This is a genomic window from Gardnerella sp. DNF01198P (assembly GCF_049244165.1).
Taxonomy (GTDB): domain Bacteria; phylum Actinomycetota; class Actinomycetes; order Actinomycetales; family Bifidobacteriaceae; genus Bifidobacterium; species Bifidobacterium swidsinskii.
Genome location: NZ_CP058382.1, coordinates 767689 through 789916, shown reverse-complemented (window position 1 = coordinate 789916; position 22228 = coordinate 767689). Strand labels below are relative to the sequence as shown.

General features: G+C 40.0%; 16 protein-coding genes and 1 other RNA gene. 4 read left to right on the top strand and 13 right to left on the bottom strand.

The genetic code is table 11. From position 1 onward, the window contains the following. Nucleotides 1–175: 175 nt before the first annotated feature. Nucleotides 176–1282, top strand: a complete 1107-nt coding sequence (locus HXT44_RS03390) for a polyprenyl synthetase family protein (RefSeq protein ID WP_421779265.1) — start codon at nt 176–178, stop codon at nt 1280–1282. 97 nt (nt 1283–1379) lie between these two features. Then, nucleotides 1380–3770: a protein kinase domain-containing protein gene (locus HXT44_RS03385; protein ID WP_421779264.1), complete on the top strand. Its 2391-nt coding sequence runs from the start codon at nt 1380–1382 to the stop codon at nt 3768–3770. A gap of 117 nt (nt 3771–3887) precedes the next feature. Here the strand turns inward: HXT44_RS03385 and HXT44_RS03380 are convergent, their stop codons facing one another. Then, nucleotides 3888–4595 (bottom strand): lysophospholipid acyltransferase family protein, encoded by a 708-nt coding sequence (locus HXT44_RS03380; protein WP_033888759.1) that lies wholly within the window; start codon nt 4593–4595, stop codon nt 3888–3890. A 75-nt stretch (nt 4596–4670) separates the two neighbouring features. Here HXT44_RS03380 and HXT44_RS03375 point away from each other — a divergent pair, with 75 nt between their 5' ends. Continuing rightward, nucleotides 4671–5339, top strand: coding sequence for a hypothetical protein (locus HXT44_RS03375; protein ID WP_004111457.1), 669 nt, complete (start codon nt 4671–4673; stop codon nt 5337–5339). A gap of 83 nt (nt 5340–5422) precedes the next feature. On the opposite strand, the gene secA is transcribed toward HXT44_RS03375, so the two are convergent. After that, complete coding sequence (gene secA / locus HXT44_RS03370) at nt 5423–8218, bottom strand: preprotein translocase subunit SecA (protein ID WP_421783183.1); 2796 nt, start codon at nt 8216–8218, stop codon at nt 5423–5425. Nucleotides 8219–8405: 187 nt separating this feature from the next. Continuing rightward, the gene (gene hpf / locus HXT44_RS03365; RefSeq protein WP_415685243.1) at nt 8406–9077 is read right to left on the bottom strand and encodes a ribosome hibernation-promoting factor, HPF/YfiA family; all 672 of its coding nucleotides are present in this window, start codon (nt 9075–9077) and stop codon (nt 8406–8408) included. A gap of 211 nt (nt 9078–9288) precedes the next feature. Between hpf and rnpB the strand changes: the two genes are divergently transcribed. After that, nucleotides 9289–9662, top strand: an RNA gene (gene rnpB / locus HXT44_RS03360) — RNase P RNA component class A. A 20-nt stretch (nt 9663–9682) separates the two neighbouring features. Here the strand turns inward: rnpB and HXT44_RS03355 are convergent. The 10 genes from HXT44_RS03355 to HXT44_RS03310 all read right to left on the bottom strand — a co-directional run bounded on the left by HXT44_RS03355 (nt 9683) and on the right by HXT44_RS03310 (nt 22118). After that, nucleotides 9683–10363, bottom strand: a complete 681-nt coding sequence (locus tag HXT44_RS03355; RefSeq protein ID WP_004106804.1) for an HAD family hydrolase — start codon at nt 10361–10363, stop codon at nt 9683–9685. Beyond that, a complete protein-coding gene (gene recN, locus HXT44_RS03350) occupies nt 10347–12140 on the bottom strand; it encodes a DNA repair protein RecN (RefSeq protein ID WP_004106806.1) in 1794 nt (597 codons plus the stop codon). The genes HXT44_RS03355 and recN overlap by 17 nt, the downstream gene beginning before the upstream one ends. A 54-nt stretch (nt 12141–12194) precedes the next feature. Continuing rightward, complete coding sequence (locus tag HXT44_RS03345) at nt 12195–13118, bottom strand: NAD kinase (protein WP_421783179.1); 924 nt, start codon at nt 13116–13118, stop codon at nt 12195–12197. 90 nt (nt 13119–13208) lie between these two features. Beyond that, nucleotides 13209–14012, bottom strand: a complete 804-nt coding sequence (locus tag HXT44_RS03340; RefSeq protein WP_421783177.1) for a TlyA family RNA methyltransferase — start codon at nt 14010–14012, stop codon at nt 13209–13211. Beyond that, nucleotides 14009–15109, bottom strand: coding sequence for an HAD-IIA family hydrolase (locus tag HXT44_RS03335; RefSeq protein WP_103014006.1), 1101 nt, complete (start codon nt 15107–15109; stop codon nt 14009–14011). Before HXT44_RS03335 ends, HXT44_RS03340 begins: the two co-directional genes overlap by 4 nt. 144 nt (nt 15110–15253) lie before the next feature. Next, nucleotides 15254–16894: a hypothetical protein gene (locus HXT44_RS03330; protein WP_421783175.1), complete on the bottom strand. Its 1641-nt coding sequence runs from the start codon at nt 16892–16894 to the stop codon at nt 15254–15256. Nucleotides 16895–17047: 153 nt separating this feature from the next. Further along, entirely contained in the window at nt 17048–18367 is a 1320-nt protein-coding gene (tyrS, locus tag HXT44_RS03325) for a tyrosine--tRNA ligase (protein ID WP_004111437.1), read from the bottom strand. A gap of 166 nt (nt 18368–18533) precedes the next feature. Continuing rightward, nucleotides 18534–20051, bottom strand: a complete 1518-nt coding sequence (argH, locus tag HXT44_RS03320) for an argininosuccinate lyase (protein ID WP_285089364.1) — start codon at nt 20049–20051, stop codon at nt 18534–18536. A gap of 38 nt (nt 20052–20089) precedes the next feature. Continuing rightward, a complete protein-coding gene (locus tag HXT44_RS03315) occupies nt 20090–21304 on the bottom strand; it encodes an argininosuccinate synthase (RefSeq protein ID WP_285089365.1) in 1215 nt (404 codons plus the stop codon). Between the two features lie 274 nt (nt 21305–21578). After that, on the bottom strand, nt 21579–22118 hold the full coding sequence (locus tag HXT44_RS03310) for an arginine repressor (RefSeq protein ID WP_032842537.1): 540 nt from the start codon (nt 22116–22118) through the stop codon (nt 21579–21581). Nucleotides 22119–22228 lie beyond the last annotated feature (110 nt).

The following is a 22228-nucleotide window of genomic DNA, read 5'->3' as shown; positions in this document are numbered from 1 at the left end:
TTACATGATTTTTTATTTTGATAATCAAACTATGCAATAGCATTTTTGATATATTGAAGTTTCTCAAGATATGAGTCAGCATTCAATAAAAAACTATTTCCGCGGTGAAAAGCTTATTAAACCATAATAATAACTGCGTTTTGTAATGTTCAGCCCTGTGGATAACTTTCATAATATGAGCACATTTATAGGCAACAATTACAGTCTTAACGATATTGAATCTAGAATTACTTTTTTAATTTCTCAGCAATTTAATACGGGATTAGAAAATAATCTTTCATCCACATGTGCGCAAATACTACAGCAAGTAATAAAGCAAGCTATTGTTTCAAGCGAAGGCGGAAAACGTCTTAGAGCTCTTCTTACGATTTCAGCATTTTGCGCTGCATCAAAAGAAACCAATATTCAAAAAATCCATGAACAGTCTGTATTTGACATAGCTTGTGCTCTAGAAGTATTTCAAACAGCTGCATTAATTCATGATGATATTATTGACGAATCTTATTTAAGACGTGGAAAGCCTAGTGCGTATTGTGCATTAAGTAAAGCTTGCAATAATAAGCATATTGGCACAGGCTTAGGTTTAATGCTGGGAGATCTACTTGCCACAGAAAGTTTCGATATTGCAAGAAATCGTGCGAAGAATTTTACTTATGGCGAGGAATTGTTAGCAGCATTTGCGTCTATGCAAAGAAATGTTGGTATTGGTCAAGTATTGGATTTGTCAATAGAAATGATGCAACTAGATAATCCAATACAACTTGCGGAATCATCTTTGAATGTTTTTAGATGGAAAACAGCCAGTTACACTACTGTTGCTCCATTAACTCTCGGCTTTCTTGCAGCAAATATGCAACCAACTGAAGCATACAATCTTGCTAATTCTATTGGCAATTCGTTAGGTGTTGCTTTCCAAATTGCTGATGATTTGCTTGATATTGTTTCGGATAGCAAGATTACAGGTAAGCCTATTGGCGGTGATATTAGAGAAGGTAAGCGTGCGGTTCTTCTTGCAGATGCTTTGCAATACGGAAACGATAATGAAAGAGAAATACTATTAAAAGCTTACACGAGTAGTACTCGAAGCGAAGATGATGTAAATAAAATAATACAGATTTACCATACTTCTGGTGCTATTGAAAAATCAAAAAAGCGAATTGAGAATCTGTGGAATGATTCACAACAAGCAATCGAATCAAGTACATTGAGCGACAGTGGAAAAGCTATTTTGCATGAAATTAGCAAACGATTTATACCTGAAGCATGGCGTAATGTACAATAATATTTAGCAAATAACGCTCGAAATTAGCTTTCTTTACTATCTTGCTTGTACACTCGTAAGTAGTAAAAATGGTTTTACGCGTATAAGGATTGTGACAATGGATGAAGCTACGCAGGCGCAGCCAGGTATGCGCATTGAAAATCGCTATCGCATTGTGCGCAAAATAGCTCAGGGTGGCATGGCTACTGTGTATCAAGCAGAAGATGAACGCCTTGATAGACCTGTAGCAATTAAAATCATGCACACTCAACTTGCTCAAGGGGTGCATCGCCAGCAATTTATTGCTAGATTCCGCAGAGAAGCGACTTCTGCTGCAGCAATTGCAAATCCACATATTGTACAAGTTTATGATACAGGCGAATATGACGGGCTCGATTATCTCGTAATGGAATATGTTCATGGCGTTAATTTGCGTTATGAAATGAATATGCAAGGCACATTCAGTGTGCGAGATACGCTGCGTCTACTTGCAGAAACTTTGGATGGTCTCGCTTCTGCACATAATGCTGGAGTTGTACATAGAGATATTAAGCCGGAAAATATTTTAATTAACGATCGAGGTCATGTTCAAATTACTGATTTCGGTTTAGCTAGAGCAATTTCGCAAGCAACACTATCTTCTACAGGATTACTTCTTGGCACAGCAGCTTATCTTGCTCCTGAACTTATTGAGCATAATCTTGCGACTCCTCAAGGTGATTTGTATTCAGCAGGCATGATGGCTTGGGAAATGCTTGCAGGAAGAGTGCCTTTTACTGCAGATAATCCTGTTACGCTTGTTTTCAAGCATGTGCATGAAAACACTCCTTCAATTGCTACAGCTTGCCCTGGAATTAGCGAAAAAGTTGCACAATTCATAGCAAACCTCACTGCTCGCGACATGAACGAACGACCTAAAGATGCAAGTGAAGCATTAGCAAAATTACGTGCACTTTCTACACAATTAAACTCTGAAGATTGGCAATACAAAGCAGAAGAACCACAAGAGTTTTCAGAAGAAACAGACTTTTCTCCTATTAATAATTTGCGTGTTTCCCCTGAAGCAAATTATTCGGACAAATTGAATCCTAATAATGACTCAGATGCTACACGAGCAATAAATACTTCAGGCTCTAATTTTTCTGCTAATTCCAACTCTTTATTGCAAAATGCTACAGACGAAACTGTTGCAATACCTAGAGATAATTCTGTAAGTGAACTCGATTCACACACAAATAATGATCTACATAATCCTGAAGTCAATAATGTAGCAATAGACAATTCACTAGCGAAGTCCGACAGTGCTTTCGATGCGAATAATCTTCAAAAAACACAAGCTATGCAATGGCATGCTACTAATACAGAAGATGTGTCATACAATTCGCAAGATAATCCTTTAGAAGAATTTGACGATAGCAATATGCCAACAATTGCTATTAGCTCTCGCAATTTTAACAACAACTTAAATGCAGCAAAACCGTTTGGCATGTCAAATAAGGAAAAAAACTTAGGAAACAAGCCTAATCGTTCTTCTAAAAAGCGTGTTTTCCTTATTGTAGGTTTAAGCGCAGCTGGAGTATTGACAATTGCTGCTATTGGTGGTTTTTGGTATTTCTTAGGTCCTGGCAGTTATTGGACGCTGCCTAAGCCCGACGACCTTCAATGCAAAAATTATGCATCTTGCAAAATAACTGATGTCAATTGGCAACAATATGAGCACACGCTTAAAATTGCTGGAATTCCTTACAAAGTTTCAAAAGATTATAGTGACGATGTGCCAGAAGGAAAAGTAGTTTCAACAAATCCTGATGTCGTCGGCAGCCATATTCAAAAGCACAATAATAGCACTCTTAATGTTGTGATTTCGCGTGGAATTCGTAAGGCTACAATCCCGGACGATATTACAGATCCAAAGACTTACAATGGCAAAAATCCTTTGAAAACATTGCGTAAAGCAGGATTTACTAACATTGTTCACGATAAGTCAGGAGATACGTATTCTATAGACATACCAGCTGGCAGCTTAATTGATATTAACCCTAAACCTGGCACACGCATGAACCATAACGAAGAAGTAAGTGTTTTACTTTCCAAGGGACCTAAGCCTGTGCAAATGCCAGATATTGTTGGGAAAACAAAGAGTGAAGCTGACTTAGCTTTAACTGACGCTAAGCTGGATGTAAAGTACGAAGAAGAAAATAGCGATACTGTAGCAAAGGGTAAGATTATCCGCGCTTCCGTTGAAGCTGGTTCTGACTTACATTGGGGCGATAGTGTTAAAGTTGTTGTTTCAAAAGGTCCAAAAACTGTTACATTGCCAAACGTTTGCGGAAAGAACAGTAATGAAGCTAAAAGGATTATTGAAAATCTAGGGCTAAAAGTTCGTATTTCTGCTCCACTTGGTGATTTAATGCACGTAGTGCGCTTCCAATCCCCTGGAGCTGGAAGTGAAGTACCATTGAAGGATTCTAATGGAAATCCTTCTATTATCACTCTTACAGTAATATAAGCGTGTTTTAAGTATTATAAAAGCGGCGGAAGCTCAATAACTTTCGCCGCTTACATATTTGAATATAAATAAAATTTAAATATCTAATAACGCTAGCCTAATAGCATTAGAATTATATTATTTATTTTCATTACTTTCTTCACGTTTTTTACGCATACGTTCTTTTACAGTTTGAGCATATTCATCAACGTATTCTTGACCACTCATTTGCTGAATAGACTTAGTTACTTTATCTGTAATTTCACGTAAACGCTCGTGGGTAATCTCGCTTTCGTCACGAACACGCTCTACTTGAATAGGCTCGCCATAAATCGCCTTAGTTTTACCCTTTGCAGGAATAACTTGACCATGCACTTGCAATTCTCTAGTTCCAATAATTGCAACTGGTATAATCGGGCAACCTGTTTCAAGAGCAAGACGTGCAGCACCAGTATGACCGCGATATAAACGACCGTCTGGACTTCTTGTACCTTCAATATGAATACCAAAAAGCTGACCTTTTTCTAATATTTCACGAGCATGATTCAAGGCACCAAGCGATTTTGCGCCTCCAGAACGATCTACAGGAAAAACGCCAACAGAAGTAAACCACCACTTCTTGAAACGACCCTTTAAACCTTTGCCTTCAAAATATTCTGCTTTACCCATAAAGTGAATCATACGAGGACAAGTCAATGGCAGAAGCGCGTCATCAATAACAGCAAGATGATTTGCAGCAATAATAGCTCCACCCTTTTTAGGTACATTTTTAACACCTTGCGCTGATGGATGAATCCTCATGCAGGCAATACCCCCAAGTCCCTTCACGAAGAACCAGTACAACATACCATATCCTTTCTTGCAAGTCCAATTTCGAACATTTTAAGCATAGAATCAGGAAGACTTGCTACAGTATAGTTCATGACTTCTTCTAAGAATACCAACGACCCTCGCCGTGATGACGAGTTAACGTCAGAATCATTAAAGAATAATCAAAAACAAAACAATAGAAATTTTGATGATGATTGGTCATCTTTTATTGCAGAGCATTCTGACGATATGAATGATATTGCTAATTCACATAGCGCAAAAAGCTTTGAAAAGCATGCTCAGAAAGAAGAAAAAAAGAAAGAACGCAACAGTATAGCAAGCGATAATAATTCTAAAAATCAAAAAAATGCTATAAAAAATAAATTTAGCTTAAAAAATCTAAGCAGCCATAAATCCTATATTATTCCTACTAGAATGCAAGACCCTCACACGATCATAACTGCTAAAGGTCCTCGTGATAATACACGCACAAGTTGGCTTGATTTAGATAAGACTATGGAAGACTATGGAGATGATTTTGTGCCCCCAAATCCACAATTTTATAACGTATCTTTAGTTAATGTAGTTTTGTGGATTCTATTTGTTATAGGTATCTTCGGTGTTATTGTAAGTGCTTTTATTCCTGCTATAGCAAACATTGTTGGTATTATATGCGGCCTATTAATGCTACTTAGTGGAGCAGGATTACTTATGAATCGCAAAAAACCTGATCCGTATAAAGAAGATTACAGCGATTATGGAGATGGTGCTCGAGTATAGCTAATAATCAATCGAATATAATAAAAAGGCGGCATGATTATAATCACACCGCCTTTTATTTATTTTACTTAGCAGCTTTCAAGTTACTCAGCTTCATTTTCAGATTCGTTTTGACCATGGCAAAGCTTGTACTTACGACCAGAACCACATGGGCACTCGTCATTCTTATTTGTTCCTGGGAATGTACGACCATCAGACCATGGAGTCTTCCATTCTTCATTCTTTGGTCGCATGCTCAACGGAACATCTCCCTCAGCATGGCTCAAAGGTGCAGGACCAACAATACCAGCAGCCTGATCTTCAGCTTCTACCTCAGACGAAGCTTGTGCAACATCTTCATCAAGCTCATCGTCAGAAGAAATATCTTCAGTAGAAGCAATCTGATTGATATCAATGTGGAATAGAAGCTGAATGCTTTCTTCCTTAATTGCCTCAATCATCGAATTGTACATCTGGTAGCCTTCACGCTGATATTCAACGAGCGGATCACGCTGACCCATACCACGCAGACCAATACCATCCTTCAAATAATCCATCTCATAAAGATGTTCACGCCACTTGCGATCGAGAACAGAAAGAACAACGCGACGTTCAATTTGACGAAGTGGATCAGCGCCGAGACGATCTTCGATGAGAGAGTAAACCTTTACTACACTGTCGACAATCAAATCACGCAAAGCAGAAACAGCTTTTTCGCCCTTAAGATTGATAATCGTTTCACGCACCTGATCCCAATCAAGAAGTACAGGCATTACAGAGTTAAGAGCATCTTTTAAGCCGTCCAAATCCCAATTCTTTGGCTTATCAGAACCGTTCATTGCGCCACGCACATAACTTTCTACGGTGTCACTGATGAACTTCAAGATGTCCTCGTGAATATCTTCACCCTTAAGAACCATCTGACGCTCTGCATAAATCACAGTACGCTGCTTATTCATAACATCGTCATACTTCAAAACGTTCTTACGCATTTCAAAGTTACGAGCTTCAACAGTCTTCTGTGCCGTGCGCACACCGTTAGAAACGTACTTAGACTCAATTGGTTCGCCTTCTGGCAATCCCTTAGCCATAACACGAGCAACAAGCTGAGTGTTGAACAGGCGCATCAAATCATCTTCCAAGCTTAAGTAGAAGCGGGACTCGCCAGGATCACCCTGACGACCAGAACGACCTCGAAGCTGGTTATCAATACGACGAGATTCGTGACGCTCAGTACCAAGCACATACAAGCCACCAAGATTCTTAACTTCTTCGTGCTCGTCCTTAACTTGCTCTTTAACTTCAGCTAAAACGCCTGGCCAACGCTTCTCATACTCTTCAGGAGTATCGTCTGGAGAATATCCTTCAGCCTTCAACTTAGCATCTGCAAGGAACTCAACATTGCCGCCAAGCATAATATCGGTACCACGACCTGCCATGTTAGTAGCAACAGTTACAGCACCCTTACGACCTGCAACAGCAACAACAGCAGCTTCCTTAGCATTCTGCTTAGCATTCAAAACCTGGTGAGGAATGCGAGCAACGTCAAGAAGCGAAGAAAGAATCTCAGAAGATTCAACAGAAGCTGTACCAAGCAACACAGGCTGACCCTTTGCATGACGCTCAGCAACATCTCGCACAATAGCAGTAAGCTTTTCTTTCTTTGTGCGGAAGATCAAATCGTCCTTATCTTTACGAATTACTGGACGGTTGGAAGGAATTGGAAGAACACCAAGCTTGTAAGTTCCCATGAACTCTGCAGCTTCAGTCTCAGCAGTACCAGTCATACCAGCAAGCTTGTCGTACATGCGGAAGTAGTTTTGCAAAGTAATAGTAGCAAAAGTCTGATTTTCTGCCTTGACTTCCACGTTTTCCTTAGCTTCAATTGCTTGATGCAAGCCCTCGCTATAACGACGACCTGGAAGAACACGACCAGTATGCTCATCGACAATCAAAACTTCGCCGTTTGTAACAACATAGTCACGATCTAGAAGGAAAAGCTCCTTAGCTTTCAAAGCGTTATTCAAATAACCAATAAGAGCTGTATTGCTTGGCTCATAAAGGTTATCGATGCCCAAGTAATCCTCAATTTTTGCGATGCCAGGATCAAGAATACCTGCGGTTTTCTTCTTTTCATCAATCTCGTAATCAACATCGCGAGTAAGCTTCAAAACAAGCTTTGCAAATTCACGATACCAATGAGTTACATCACCTTCAGCAGGACCTGAAATAATAAGTGGCGTACGAGCCTCATCGATAAGAATGGAATCGACCTCATCGACAATTGCATAGTGATGACCGCGCTGCACAAGCTCGCTCTTTTCCCACGCCATGTTATCACGCAAGTAATCGAAGCCAAACTCATTATTTGTACCGTAAGTAATATCAGCATTGTATTGCTTACGACGCTCTGGCGGCTGCTGGTCTGTAATAATGCATCCAACACTCATGCCAAGGAATCTATAAATACGACCCATAAGCTCGCTCTGGTAGCTAGCAAGGTAATCGTTGACTGTGACAACGTGCACACCTTTGCCTTCCAAAGCATTCAGATAGCTTGGCAAAGTAGCAACCAATGTTTTACCTTCACCAGTTTTCATTTCTGCAATATTGCCCCAATGCAATGCAGCACCACCCATAAGCTGCACATCGAAATGACGCTGGCCAAGCGTACGCTTTGAAACCTCTCGCACAGTAGCGAAAGCTTCAGGCATCAAATCATCAAGCTTTGCACCATTGTCTAAACGCTGCTTGAATTTAGCAGTTTGACCCTTCAATTCTTCATCGGAAAGCGCGGAAATTTCATCTTCCAACGCATTCACAGCCTTTGCTACGTTCTCAAGGCGCTTCAATTGACGGCCTTCACCCATACGCAAGGCTTTATCGACGATATCTACCACGTTTTGCTCCCTTAGGTCATGTCTATGACGACGGCCTAGCCAACATAGACGTAAACTGTGCCTATATTACGCGACGGCTACGATTTTTATAAGTTAGCGCGTCTGATTACTACATAAAAATGCCCGCCCAACATTGTGCTAGACGGGCATGCGCACTTATTCGCGCATTTTAGATGTGTTTTAATTATTACTTTTGCTTAGCAACATTTTCAGGTGTATCAATTTCAAATACGCCATAGCTCCAACCATGTCTGCGATATACTACAGATGGTCTCATAGTTTCTTTGTTTACGAACAAGAAGAAATCATGCCCAATAAGCTCCATCTCATACAAAGCCTCATCTATGCTCATAGGCTCTGCAATATGTAGCTTACGACGAATCACAATAGGAGTGTCGCCAACACTTACTTCCACAGATTCACCAGGACCTAAATCAGAAGCAACAGCAGCATCTGCGCTATTAACCTCATTTTCTTCTGGCTCTTCAATAGTAGTCTCAATCTCAGGCTCTACAGCACCCATGTCTACAGGAGTCATTTCCGTATATCCACGGCGATGATCCTTACGACGATCGCGAGTGCGACGCAAACGAAGCGTCAACTTATCAAGCGCCATATCTAATGCACTAAATTGATCAGTGCTAGAAGCTTCTGCGCGAATCACTGTGCTTCCTGCAACAACAGTAATTTCAACTCGCTTTGCTGTGTCAGCCTGCCTTGGATTGCCTTCATGAGTCAACACGATTTGCACGCGCTGCGCATCAGGCGCAATGGCGGTCACACGATTCATCTTACTTTCTACAACGTCACGGAACCTTTGATTAATCTGCGTATGACGACCAGTAATGACGATTTCCATGCGAAACCTCCCCATATAGACTCGAACCTTAAGTTCGATTTGTACAACCCGACTGCCACGATGCCGTCGGTTCTTCTATTATATCTGCTAAATCCATACAAACCTAGCGATTTATTAAATTAAAATAAAAAAATTAACGTTTATTACGGAATTTCTTATAAAATAACGAATTTTTTACGATATTAATATCATCTGCTATAATTGGGAAGGTTGAGGTTTCACGATGGCCGCGGTCACAATGTTCATTCGGAGTGGCTGAGGAACTTCCGGGCTCCACAGAGCACAATGGCGGATAACGTCCGCCCAGGGCGACCTGAGAGATAGCGCAACAGAGAATAGACCGCCTGAACGTTTCGTTCGGGTAAGGGTGAAACGGCGGCGTAAGAGACCACCGGGCTTCTGGCAACAGTAAGCCGCATGGCAAGCCTCATTGGGAGCAAGGTCAAGCAGAAGACGCTTTAGAGCTGCTCGCTCAAGTCTTCGGGTAGACTGCTAGAGTTTGGCGGTAACGTCAAATCGAGATGGATGGCCATCCGCATGCACTTGTGTATGCGACAAAACCCGGGGTATGTGAAACCTCATCAACTCAACCAAATAGCATATTTTCAACTTATATCGCTGATTTTTGGAGCGAAAGAAAAATCAGAGAATACTGCTAAACACTTATTAAACGACGAATCTAAATCAATTTTTACGTTTGAATTATCAACTACCCCGCATGTTTGCATACCAGCTTGCTGAGCTGAACATAAAGCTGTAGCAGAATCTTCAAAAACTACACATTTAGCTGGATCTGCTTTAAGTTGATTAGCTATATCGATATAAGTTTTAGGACTATGCTTACCTTTTTCAGATAAATCTTCTCCAAAATGAAGAAAATCAAAACAATCAAAAATACCAACTCTTTTTAAAGCTGGAATACACAAGCGTTTAGAAAGGGTTGTGGCAAGAAAAAGCTTTACACCATTAGAATGCAAATAATGCACATATTCATACGCGCCTTTTCTTAGCGGAAGATGATTAGCATAAGCGTCAAAAGCCATATCTGACCACTCCTTCATCAAAGCTTCAGGAGCATCAGTGAACCCGTAATTTTTAATAACATATTCTGCAATTTGTCTAGGATTCATTGTTGCAGTTGTACTAGCAAAGATTGAGGGAACGCTCATACCACGTTTCGCAAAACTTACTCGATCAATATCATCCCAAACGCTTAAAGAATCAAGTAATGTGCCGTCAAAATCAAAAATCGCTGCAACAATAGACGAATTATTTTGTAAATCCATCAATGATCTTCCTACTTGCATTCAATAGTTCACGAGCATGTTCTAGTGAAGTTTTTGATTCACTTCCATCAAGCATCCTAGCAATCTCTTGTTCACGCATCAAATCATTAAGCTCAATAACAGAAGTATTTGCAACTTTAGCAAAAGAGCTATTCTCGCTATTATCGCCATTTTCAACAAGATTTTTTTGTACTGCAAATTGTACATCTGCAAAAGAAGCAACCTGAGCTAAATGAGTAACAACAATAACTTGAGCATGTTTAGAAAGTTGAGCCAAACGTTTACCTAGCTCTACTGCCGCAACACCACCAACACCAGAATCTACTTCGTCGAAAATAAATGTCATATTTTCTTCGTCGCAATCTGTCAACTTCGCAATAACAAGCTCAATTGCAAGCATAAGCCTACTTAATTCACCACCAGAAGCACTTTTGCTCATCGGCAAATCTGAAGAAGCAGGAAATGGTCGGAACAAAAACTCTACATCATCACATCCGTTAGCATCAAGCGGAATAGAACCAGATAAATCTTCGCAACGCTTATTTACAGTGATAATTAATTGAGCACCTGGCATAGCCAAAGAGTTTAATTCTTCACTAACTAAAGTGCCAAAATCATGAGCTGCATTTAAACGAGTTTTATATAATTCTTCAGCAAGTTTAAGAGCATCATCATATCGTTGAGCACATTTAGCACGCGCTTTGGCAATAGCTTCAGGAGAATCATCTAAATCTTCAAGTTCAAACTGAGCTTTTTCGGACCAATCAAGTACATCATCTAATGTTGGCCCCCACCTACGAGTTAAATCAGTAAGATCATGAATACGAGAATTTAAATCATCTAAATCTTTTTCACTTACATCGATATCCAACTGTTGAGCAAGCTGCATTACAATATCGTCAAGTTGAGCATGAATATCGTCAAGTTGATTTGCAATAGAATTGAAAGAATCATCTACACGAATATTTCGTAATGCTTGAGAAGCTTTATCTACAAGAAAACAAGCATCTTCAGATGATTCTGAAGCACCATAATCTATTTGACTGGAATCAAGGGATGCGAGCGCAATGCTCACTGCTTTGACAATTTGAGCAGAATTCTCAATTCTTTCTCTTTTTGCGCGCAATTCCTTATCTTCATTAGGGAAAGGATTCACATCTCGTATTCGCGCTAATGATTCTCTAAGGTAATCTGCACGTTGCCGTGAAGAAGACGCTTGATTTTCTAGTCGGTTACATGCATCTTTAGCATCTTTCCACGCTTGATACGCACATGCGTATTGCTTAAGTAATTCACTATTTTTAGATACAGTATCAAGTAATTCGCGTTGTTTTGAATTTGTTGCTATGCGTAATTGGTCACTTTGTCCATGAATCACTATCAATCGAGAACATACTTGTTCAAGAACTGTTTTTGGTACTGCGAAACCAGAAATTGTTGCTCTTGAACGACCTTCTTGTGGTACTGTTCTAGAAACATACATATCTGATTTATTTTCGTCATTTTCTGAAGGCTCTAATTCAATACCGGATTTGCCAACAGCATCTACTAATTCACTTGTTTTAGGAATACTAAATATGCCTTGGACCCACGCTTCTTTAGCATTTGGAGAAATCCTTGCAACTTCTGCTTTGGATCCAGAAATAAGCTTGATAGCACTTAAAAGCATTGACTTTCCGGCACCTGTTTCGCCCGTAATAGCTGTCATGTGAGACGAAGGAGTAATAAGCGCATGTGAAATTGGCCCAAGATTACGTATTTCTAACTCTTCAAGCACGCTGTACCTCGTTTTATAAATGCTATATTTAATATTATTTTCTACTTAAATAATTCAGTTTAAAGAATTATTATTGTGCTCACGCCATCCAACTATTGGCAAATCAAATTTTGTAACTAAACGCTTCGTAAAAGGAGCGCCAGAAAGTCTAGCTAATAATAGCTCATCTTTTGATTGACGAACTTGAATCCTTGATCCCTGAGGGAGCGCACGCTGTCTTCTACCGTCGCAACAAATCCAACCTCCAGAAGACGATTCATTAAGAATGTCAATAGTAAAAGTAGAACCGGCACCAATAATTAGAGGACGCGCAAAAAGAGCATGAGCAGCTAATGGCACTAATTGCAATGCTTCTACATTTGGCCACATAATTGATCCACCTGCTGAAAATGCGTAAGCTGTGGAACCAGTAGGAGTTGAAACTATTACACCATCGCAACCAAAAGATGACATTTCAACATCGTCTACTCGTATTGAAAGTTCTACCATTCGACCTCTGTCTTCGCGATCAAGAGTTATATCGTTCAACGCCCAATCACTTAAAGGCTTACTTTCACCAGGAAGCCAAACATCTACATGAGCTTCCATTCTCCTGTCAATAGTGTAATCCTTGTTTGCAATTCTACGAATAGCATCATTAATTTGAAAACTTTCGAATTCTGCCAAAAAACCAACATGACCAAGATTTATGCCGATAATTGGAACAGTAGTACAATGCACTAACTCAGCAGCCTGAAGCATGGTGCCATCTCCCCCAAGTACCACAACTATTTCCGTATTTTCGTCAACTATACGAGTAGTTTTTTTAGCAAAATCAGACACAGAAGCACTGTTGAATACGTCAACAACGAATCCAGCTTTAATAAGTTGAGTCTTGACTTGATTTACCACATCACTGTGAACATCGATCCTAGCGTGAGTAACTACAAGAGCACGACGAGCCGCCGAAGCGGAATTAGTATCGAAATGTTCCTGCATATACAGCCCCTTCGTACTGTTTAAACACAACTACTACTATTGTAATTGTTAGGATACATATTGAAAAATGCTAAACATTCAATGATTAACTTATTTCTCGTAACGCGCATAAAGAAGATACTCCGTATTGCCATGTGTTCCTTCAATAGGAGATTCACAAGAGGAGATAACCTTTAGACCATTTTGATTTGCACAACTTTTTATTGTTTCTAAAGCTTTAATTTTTAAAGTTTCGTCAGTTACTATTCCACCTTTTCCAAGGTTTCCTTTTCCTACTTCAAATTGCGGCTTAACTAAAAGCACAATATCTGCATGCAATTGAGCTATTCTAGAAATTACTGGAATAACAAGCGTTAGAGAAATAAAAGAAACGTCCGAAACTATAAGATTTGGCTTATATGGCAAGTTTTCTTCGTACACATTTCGAATATTTACACCGCTCATTTCAATTACATGTGAATTGTTAGCTATTTTTGGATGTAATTGACCATGACCAACATCTAAAGCTATTACAGAATGAACACCTCTTTGCAAAAGAACGTCGCAAAAACCGCCCGTTGATGCACCTATATCTAGAGCTTTAGTTGATTTGGAAGTAGTTAAACCATTTTTAGAAAACGCTTCGAAAGCACCTTCTAACTTAAGTGCTCCACGAGAAACGTATCTAATACAAAATTGCGTATTTTTTGATTCGTCGATTGTTATTGTATGTGAATTGTTTACTAAAAATGAGGATTTCGTAATATTTCGATTGTCAACACTCACTACGCCAGCATGAATTAAACGCTGAGCAGTTGTCCTACTTTCTGCTAAACCACGACTAACCAAAGCGCAATCTAAGCGTTGTGAAATATTGCTATTTGAAAGTTTACTTAAATCCTCATTCACAGTCATAAGGAAAACTCCGGAAGAGTATAATTTTCCATATTTTCACCGCAATCTTGCAAGCTCCATGCCAGCGCACAAGCAGCTCTTAAAGCATTGCAATCGTTAGTGTTGTTAACTTCAATAATATTATTATTCACAACTCTTGCTATAGCATCTTCACAAGTAAAAGTACTACCGTTAACGCGTTCAGGAGCGTTATGAGATTCGTTTAATCCTCGCAAGTCTTTAGAAACAAAACTTGGACGCAAATGTTTTGGCGCAAGCATAAGCATGCGAGGATCTGTAACTCCAGTAAGAACAAGTAATGAAGCATAGCCTCCTCTTGTTCCAGCCTCAATATCAGTATCTAAACGATCTCCAACTGCTAATGAATGCTCAATACTAATTACAGGATTCCCATACTCGTCTTTTTCAGTGTATTCTTCACATTCAGAATCATCATGCTTAGCATTAGCAGCAACCAAAAACCTTGCTTCATCATACATTGCAGATTCTGGTTTTCCAGCAGACGAAATAGGCTCTACACCCGTAGCATTAATAACAGCTTGAATCATGGAACCGCATCCAGGAGCAATACCATGCTCTCTTGGAATAGTTAAGTCGCGGTTAGTAACGAAATATTTTGCACCATGCTCAACAGCGAAAGAAACTTCCGCCATTTCTTGCCAAGTCATTTGAGGATACCAGCCTTGAATAACAGCTTTAGGATTATCTTCGCACGAATCTACGAGTTGTAATCCTACGCGTTGCACTTCTTGACGCAAATGTTCAGTGCCGAGAACAAGAACTTGAGATCCTTTCTCAACATTGCGAGCTACCATCCTTGCTGCAACAACAGAAGACGTTATAATCTGCCATGGTTCTACTTTTAAGCCAAAACTTTCCAGTTGTTTTGCAACAACAGATTGGAAACGCGAAGAATTATTAGTTGTATATTCAATTGCCATTCCATTTTTTTGCGCAAACAAAATGGAATCAGACGCATATTCAACAGCATTTCCACCACGATATACAACACCATCTAAATCAAGCAGTGCTAAACGAAATGCATCGCTTAACGGACGATTACATGAAGAAAAATTCTTTTTCGTTTCAACTTGCATACTATACCTCATTTAAGTTTGCTAAACACTGCACTTAATTTAGATTCAAATTTTTCAAATATATTTTATAAATATCAACTCTCAAAGCAGCAAGTGCCCGGCTTACTTAAAAGCAGCCGGGCGCAAATATTCAAATGTTACGAACTACTCTTCGTCAGCGTGAACAGCACTCATCTCGATTGTATCCGTATTATCCGCATTCTCAGAGTTACTTGTCTCTTCTGAGTCTTCTGAGTCTTCTAAATCTTCAGAATCTTCAGTTGCTTCAGATTCTTCATCAGCATATTCATCAGATTCTTCATCAGGAGCAAATTGAGCATCATCTTCACTCATGCCAATTTCATCCATCATGTCATCATTCAAATGCTCTAAATCATAGTCGATAACAATATCATCAGGATTTATATCTTCGTCATCAACATCAGCATACTGTTGCTCAAGCTTATCAAGCAAAGACTCTAATTCAATTGCTTCGTCACTACGACCAGCTTCTTCCAAGAAGTATTGTTCTGCTTGAACTGCACGCATACGATACTCCCCAGGAAGACCCTTTGAACGACCCATTGCATGAACCAATTCAATAGCCTTATCAGCATGACCAGTATCAGCCAAAACGCCTGCATAAACGAGGAACATTTCGGCTTTTACTTCTCCCCTTAAGGTTTTTGCTTCATCTGACATGCAAATTTCTAAAGCCTTATCTAGATTGCCCATACCGCGCTCGCAATCGGCAATAAATGGCAAATAATCAAGGTAACCATTCATTCGCATTGCAGTGCGGAATTCCTTAGAAGCAAGCTTGTAATCGCCCTGACGATAGGCCACAAAAGCTAAAGTTTCGCGAGCAAAATCAATACGAGAAGCTTGCTTAGCAGCCCACTTTGCATGTTCTAATGCAAGTTCAGGATTTTCTTCTTGCAAAGTATAAGCTGCAAGAATATGAAGACCAATATTTTCAGCGTGTTCCTTTGAAAGACCGCGCAAACGCTCGCGATCTTCTTTAGAAAGCATTGCCCATTCCAAACCTTTTGGCATCTTAGGTTCACCAGGGCGACGTGCTGTATAAGGATTTTGAGATGGATAAGAAACAGTTCCGTCAGAATTGCGGCGTGGACCATCTTCAAAGCGGAAGTTACTACGCGAATTTGCGTGACGATCATCTCTGCGATCGTCACGACGATCAAAACGACGCTCATTATCTCTGCGCTCATCGCGACGATCGTCTCTGCGGTCATCACGGAAGCCACCCTTAGAGCCTTTATGGAAATCTTTATGGAAATCGCCATTGCGATGGTTCTCACGACGACTATCCCTGCGATTGTCACGACGATCAAAACGATGTTCACCATCAAACTTCTTGTAGCGTGGGTTGCCACCTTCTTCACCAGAATGTTCAAAATCTCTAGAGCGACGGTCATCTTTACGATCATCTATACGATCAAAATGACGGTTACGATCAAAGCGACGATCATTATCGCGATTCTCTGAGCGGAATCCGTCCTTCTTAAAACCATTCTTCTTAAAACCACCGCGACGGTCATCTTTACGATCGTCATGACGGTTAAAACGACGATCACCATCACGCTTTACGCCAGAGTGGAAGCTCTCTTCACGGTCATCATCATTACGGCGGAAACCACCCTTCTTAAAACCGCCTTTATGGAAACCATCCTTATGGAAACCACCGCGACGCTCGCTACTTTTACCACCATTGCGATGACCAAATCCACCACGTTCACCAAAAGATTTCTTACCACTCCGCGAGTGTTCGCGTTCTTCGCCCATTCTGGCATACCTCTCATCTATGTGCAATTTTATTACAAAATCACATTTTAATTATATTCATAAAACAACTAAACATCTGCTGAAGCAAGCTATAGCATACATCAAGCAGCAAGCTTACAACAGATGTATTTTTTAATACATCACAAACATTTATTAAGCGCGCTCTACGGCACCGATAGCTTTCTTGCCACGGCGAAGCAAAGCGAAACGACCGTGCAAGAAAGAGCCCTCACTTAACACATCGTCGACACCACTTACACGTTCATTATTCAGATACAAACCGCCTGCTTCAATAGCACGACGAGCTTCAGAAACAGTGCGGAACAGACCAGCGGCAACTGCAGCCTCAACAACACGATCTGCAACTTTAGCCTTAGCGAAATCTAAACTACCGTCTTCAGCCTTAACCTTAACACCATCTAAAGCAGCTTCAAGAGTCTGCTCATCAATATTGCAAAGATCACCACGTCCAAACAAAGCGGAAGAAGCTTCAATAGCCTGGTTTGTTAAATCTTCACCGTGAACGAAACTTGTAACTTCCCACGCAAGCACGCGCTGAGCTTCACGACTTCCAGGATCATCCTGAATTTGCTGAGCTAAACGCTCAATTTCATCTTTTGGCAAGAAAGTGAACACCTTAAGCAACTTAACAACTTCATCATCAGGCTGATTGAACCAGAACTGGTAGAAGCGATAAGGGCTAAGCATAGAAGGATCAAGCCACATGGCATTACCTTCTGACTTACCAAACTTACGACCTTGATTATCTGTAATAATCGGGCTAGTAAACACGTTTACGGATGTGCCACGAACCTTACGAATCAAATCCATGCCGGAAGTGAGATTACCCCACTGATCCGAACCGCCAAGTTGCAAAGTTACGTTGTAATTATCAAACAAGTACAAGAAGTCGTTGCCTTGCAAAACTTGATAACTAAACTCAGCAAAAGAAATACCTTCATCGGAATTTAAGCGACGAGCCACAATATCCTTAGAAAGCATTGTTCCAACTCGGAAGTTCTTACCAACATCGCGCAAAAAGTCGATAGCAGACATCTTAGAAACCCAGTCGTAATTGCTGACAAAACGAACAGGATTTTCACCATCAAGAGGCAAGATTTGACCAATCTGCTTACGCAAGCGTTCAGCCCAGCCAGCCACAATATCCTTAGAATTAAGAGTGCGTTCTCCGCTTTGACGAGGGTCACCAATCAAACCAGTAGCACCACCAACTAAAGCAATAGGATGATGACCTGCAGCCTGCAAGTGACGCATATTAATAAGCTGCACAAGATTACCAATATGCAATGAAGCAGCAGTAGGATCGTAACCGCAATAATACGTTAATGGTTCTCCGTCAAGCGCTTGAGCAAGCTGCTGCTCATCAGTAGATTGTGAAATTAATCCACGCCACTTAAGCTCTTCAAACAAAGAAGCAAAACCTGCTTCCTTGTAGTTCCTGACCTGAGCCATTCGTATCTCCTTAATACAGAATACCGATAAATATCGGGCGCTTTGCGCGTCCACAAGCCTTTCAATTTTTGCAGCACATGACGACACGCATAATAAAAAAGTGCCAAATATCATAAAGTACAATATTTGGCACTATAACGTGACAGCTAATAATCTAATTTTAAAATTATTTTATAGGCGAGATATAAGCAGAACCATCGCTTTTTGAATTTGCAAATTTATAATAATTATCCATTGCATTTTCAGCCTCTACAATTTGCTCTTTAACTCGCGCGAAGGCTGTACCGCCACGACCGCATCTGGCAGACACAGATCCAGCACTAGTCAATATTGTTCTAATATTCGCAATTTCTGCGCTATCAACAAAACCGCTTAGAATATTTAAAAAATCATCATCGCTTAAATCAGCAAGATCTCCCCCAATTTCCTCAGCTCGCTTTACACACAAACCAGACAAAGTATGAGCATTACGGAATGGAACACCCTTTTTTACAAGCCATTCTGCAATATCTGTAGCAAGAGCGAAACCAGTAGAAGACTGTTCATAAAGTCTATTTAGATCAAATTTCATAGTTTCTACCATTCCAGCAAAAGCTGGAAGAAGCACTTCTAAAGTGTCAATTTGATCAAAAACAGCTTCTTTATCTTCTTGCAAATCGCGAGCATAAGCAGTAGGAAGACCTTTAAGAGTTGCCATTAAACCAGTTAAATCGCCTATTAATCTACCAGCTTTACCGCGAGCAAGTTCAGCAATATCTGGATTCTTTTTTTGAGGCATAATCGATGAGCCAGTTGAATAAGCATCATCTAAACGAACAAATGCAAATTCTTGAGTATTCCAAATAATAATTTCTTCACTTAATCGTGATATATCAACGCCAATCATTGCTGCGATGAATGAAAATTCTGCGACTAAGTCTCTACTTGCAGTTGCGTCTATAGAATTAGCGCAAACTTTAGAAAAACCAAGCTCTTTAGCTACTTCTTCTGGATTAAGACCAAGAGTATTGCCTGCCAAAGCTCCTGCTCCATAAGGGCTTTCATCTGCACGCAAATCCCAATCTATGAAGCGATTTACATCTCGTAAAAGCGGCCAAACATGTGCCATTAACTGATGCGCAAGCAAAATTGGTTGAGCATGTTGCATGTGAGTGCGACCCGGCATCACCGCGTCTTTTGCATTTTTTGATTGATTCAGCAACGCTTGGCAAACTGACAACAATAATGATGCAATAATGCGCGCATGCCTACGCAAAAACATACGTATTAAAGCTGCAATTTGATCATTTCTAGAGCGACCTGCACGAAGCTTTCCGCCAAGCTCATTTCCAGCAATTTCAAGTAAACCGCGCTCTAATGCTGTAGCTTCATCTTCATCTTCCTCAATGGGTGCGAAAGTTCCGTCATCTACATGCTTTTGCAATTCATCTAATGCACAAGATAAATCAGCATACTCTTTTTCGTTAAGAAGACCTGCACGATGCAACGCATGCGCATGAGCTCTAGAACCAGCAATATCATCATCCGCTAATCGCCAATCAAATTGTGTGGACTTGCTTAGTTTCGTCAGCTCTGCTGAAGGACCTGAACTAAATCGTCCACCCCACAATGCAATAGGGTGATTAGTATTATTACTTTCATTATTTTCTAGTTCTGCGGCTGCTGCTTTTGTTGCATCGTGCATAGTTTATTACCTTTATATCTTTTTATATATATATCGTATTAGTTGTTGTTTGCAACGCGCATATCTCTTGCTGCTGCAACCTTGCTAGACAATCCGTAGATTTCAATGAATCCATTGGAAGCACGCTGATCAAATGTATCTGAAGAATCATACGTTGCTAAATTAAAGTCATACAATGATTCCTCAGAACGACGTCCAGTAACTACAGCTTTGCCAGCATACATAGTCATTCGAATCTCTCCAGAAACATGCTCTTGAGTTTCATTAATAAATGCGTTAAGAGAACGCACAACTGGAGAGAACCACTGACCATCATAGACAAATTCAGTCCACTTTTTATCAAGAGCACGCTTTAACCTATGCTGCTCACGCTCCAGGCAGCAATTTTCAAGCTCTTGGTGTGCAACAATTAAAGCTTGAGCACCTGGAACTTCGTACAATTCACGAGATTTAATTCCTACAAGACGATCTTCAATAATATCGATTCGTCCAATTCCTTGCGCTCCAGCTCTTGCATTCATTTCTTCAATTGCTTGCAAAGGCGTTACGCTATGACCGTCAATTGCGACTGGAATACCTTTTTCAAAAGTAATTGTAACTTCATCCGGTTCTTGAGATTCAAGAGGATTTTGCGTATAAGAATAGCACTCTTCAGTCGGAGCATTCCATGGATCTTCTAGGAAACCGGTTTCAATTGCACGACCCCACACGTTTTGGTCAATCGAATATGGGCTTTTCTTGCTTTGTTCAATTGGAAGCTTGTGCTCGTTAGCGAATTCTATTTCAACATCACGAGTAAGTGACAAGTCTCGAATTGGGCTAATAGCTTTTAATTCTGGATCCAAAGATTGGATTGCAACTTCAAAACGAACCTGATCGTTTCCTTTGCCGGTGCAACCATGCGCAATTGTGTCTGCATCAAATTGATGAGCTGCATTCACTAAGTGGCGAGTAATCAAAGGCCTAGAAAGAGCAGAAACCAATGGATACACGTCTTCATACATTGCGTTAGCTTTTAATGCAAGCATGCAATAATTATCTGCGAATTCTTCGCGAGCATCGACAACATATGCCTCAACTGCACCACAAGCCAAAGCACGATTCTTAATTACTTCAAGCGCTTCACCGCCTTGACCAACATTTAGCGACACAGCTACAACGTCTTGACCTGTTTGCTCTTTAAGGTATGGAATTGCTACCGAAGTATCGAGGCCACCTGAATACGCCAAGACAATACGTTTTTTATTAGTCATTGTGACCTCCCAGGTCATGTATTGAATAAATAAACAATAAAGAGCATATTATACATCTAAAATAAAATCAACAGATGCGCCAAAAAATTATTATATTTTTATCATCTTCGAAGAGTTATTATAAAATATAAAAAATATATCAATTATAGTTATACATGTAAAAACGCGCGCAGCTCAACAATGCACTGCACGCGTATAAATCTTTTCGTTACTGCAAAATTATTTTTTAATACAATATTTAATTAAATAGCCACAATATTTTTTAATAAATTGTTTAACGAGAAGCTACTGAAAGCATCCAATTTGCTCGATTTTCAGCTTCTTCATTTGAAACGCAAACCATAATAACTGTATCATCTCCAGCAACTGATCCTAAAATACCTTTCAAAGGCTGACGATCTATAACACTTGCAACATATTGTGCAGCGCCTGATGGAGTGTGAATAACAACAATATTATTTGCATGTCCAACTTCAGTGACAAGACCTGCTAAAGTGCGAGCAACTTGCTGATCAATTCGCACAGTATCCATAGCATGACGATTGCCAGTACCATCGCCAAGCACATACGCAATCCTGCCATCCGTCAATCGAATTTTAACGGCATTTAACTCATCTAAATCTCGGCTCAAAGTAGCTTGAGTAACATTAAAACCATGACGCGCCAACACTTTAGCGAGTTGAGATTGAGAAGTAATCACTTCTGCCAGTAACGCTTGTTCAATAGCGTTTAAACGCGCTGCTTTTGTTGCAGGACGTTGCTGTTTTATTGACACTTCGTTATTTGATTCTGCATCCGTTTCTGGATTCATCATAATTTTATCAAAACCTTTCATAAACATATTTTCAATTAAATATATACGAATATATGTATACATATCTACATGCATAAAAAATTATTTATGTGTTCTTCGTCACACATATC

Bases quoted from the DNA above. Each gene is read 5' to 3' on its own strand.
- HXT44_RS03390 (WP_421779265.1), top strand. From the start codon at position 176: ATGAGCACATTTATAGGCAACAATTACAGTCTTAACGATATTGAATCT.
- HXT44_RS03385 (WP_421779264.1), top strand. From the start codon at position 1,380: ATGGATGAAGCTACGCAGGCGCAGCCAGGTATGCGCATTGAAAATCGC.
- HXT44_RS03380 (WP_033888759.1), bottom strand. From the start codon at position 4,595: ATGTTGTACTGGTTCTTCGTGAAGGGACTTGGGGGTATTGCCTGCATG.
- HXT44_RS03375 (WP_004111457.1), top strand. From the start codon at position 4,671: ATGACTTCTTCTAAGAATACCAACGACCCTCGCCGTGATGACGAGTTA.
- hpf (WP_415685243.1), bottom strand. From the start codon at position 9,077: ATGGAAATCGTCATTACTGGTCGTCATACGCAGATTAATCAAAGGTTC.
- HXT44_RS03355 (WP_004106804.1), bottom strand. From the start codon at position 10,363: ATGGATTTACAAAATAATTCGTCTATTGTTGCAGCGATTTTTGATTTT.
- HXT44_RS03345 (WP_421783179.1), bottom strand. From the start codon at position 13,118: ATGCAGGAACATTTCGATACTAATTCCGCTTCGGCGGCTCGTCGTGCT.
- HXT44_RS03340 (WP_421783177.1), bottom strand. From the start codon at position 14,012: ATGACTGTGAATGAGGATTTAAGTAAACTTTCAAATAGCAATATTTCA.
- HXT44_RS03335 (WP_103014006.1), bottom strand. From the start codon at position 15,109: ATGCAAGTTGAAACGAAAAAGAATTTTTCTTCATGTAATCGTCCGTTA.
- HXT44_RS03330 (WP_421783175.1), bottom strand. From the start codon at position 16,894: ATGGGCGAAGAACGCGAACACTCGCGGAGTGGTAAGAAATCTTTTGGT.
- tyrS (WP_004111437.1), bottom strand. From the start codon at position 18,367: ATGGCTCAGGTCAGGAACTACAAGGAAGCAGGTTTTGCTTCTTTGTTT.
- argH (WP_285089364.1), bottom strand. From the start codon at position 20,051: ATGCACGATGCAACAAAAGCAGCAGCCGCAGAACTAGAAAATAATGAA.
- HXT44_RS03315 (WP_285089365.1), bottom strand. From the start codon at position 21,304: ATGACTAATAAAAAACGTATTGTCTTGGCGTATTCAGGTGGCCTCGAT.
- HXT44_RS03310 (WP_032842537.1), bottom strand. From the start codon at position 22,118: ATGATGAATCCAGAAACGGATGCAGAATCAAATAACGAAGTGTCAATA.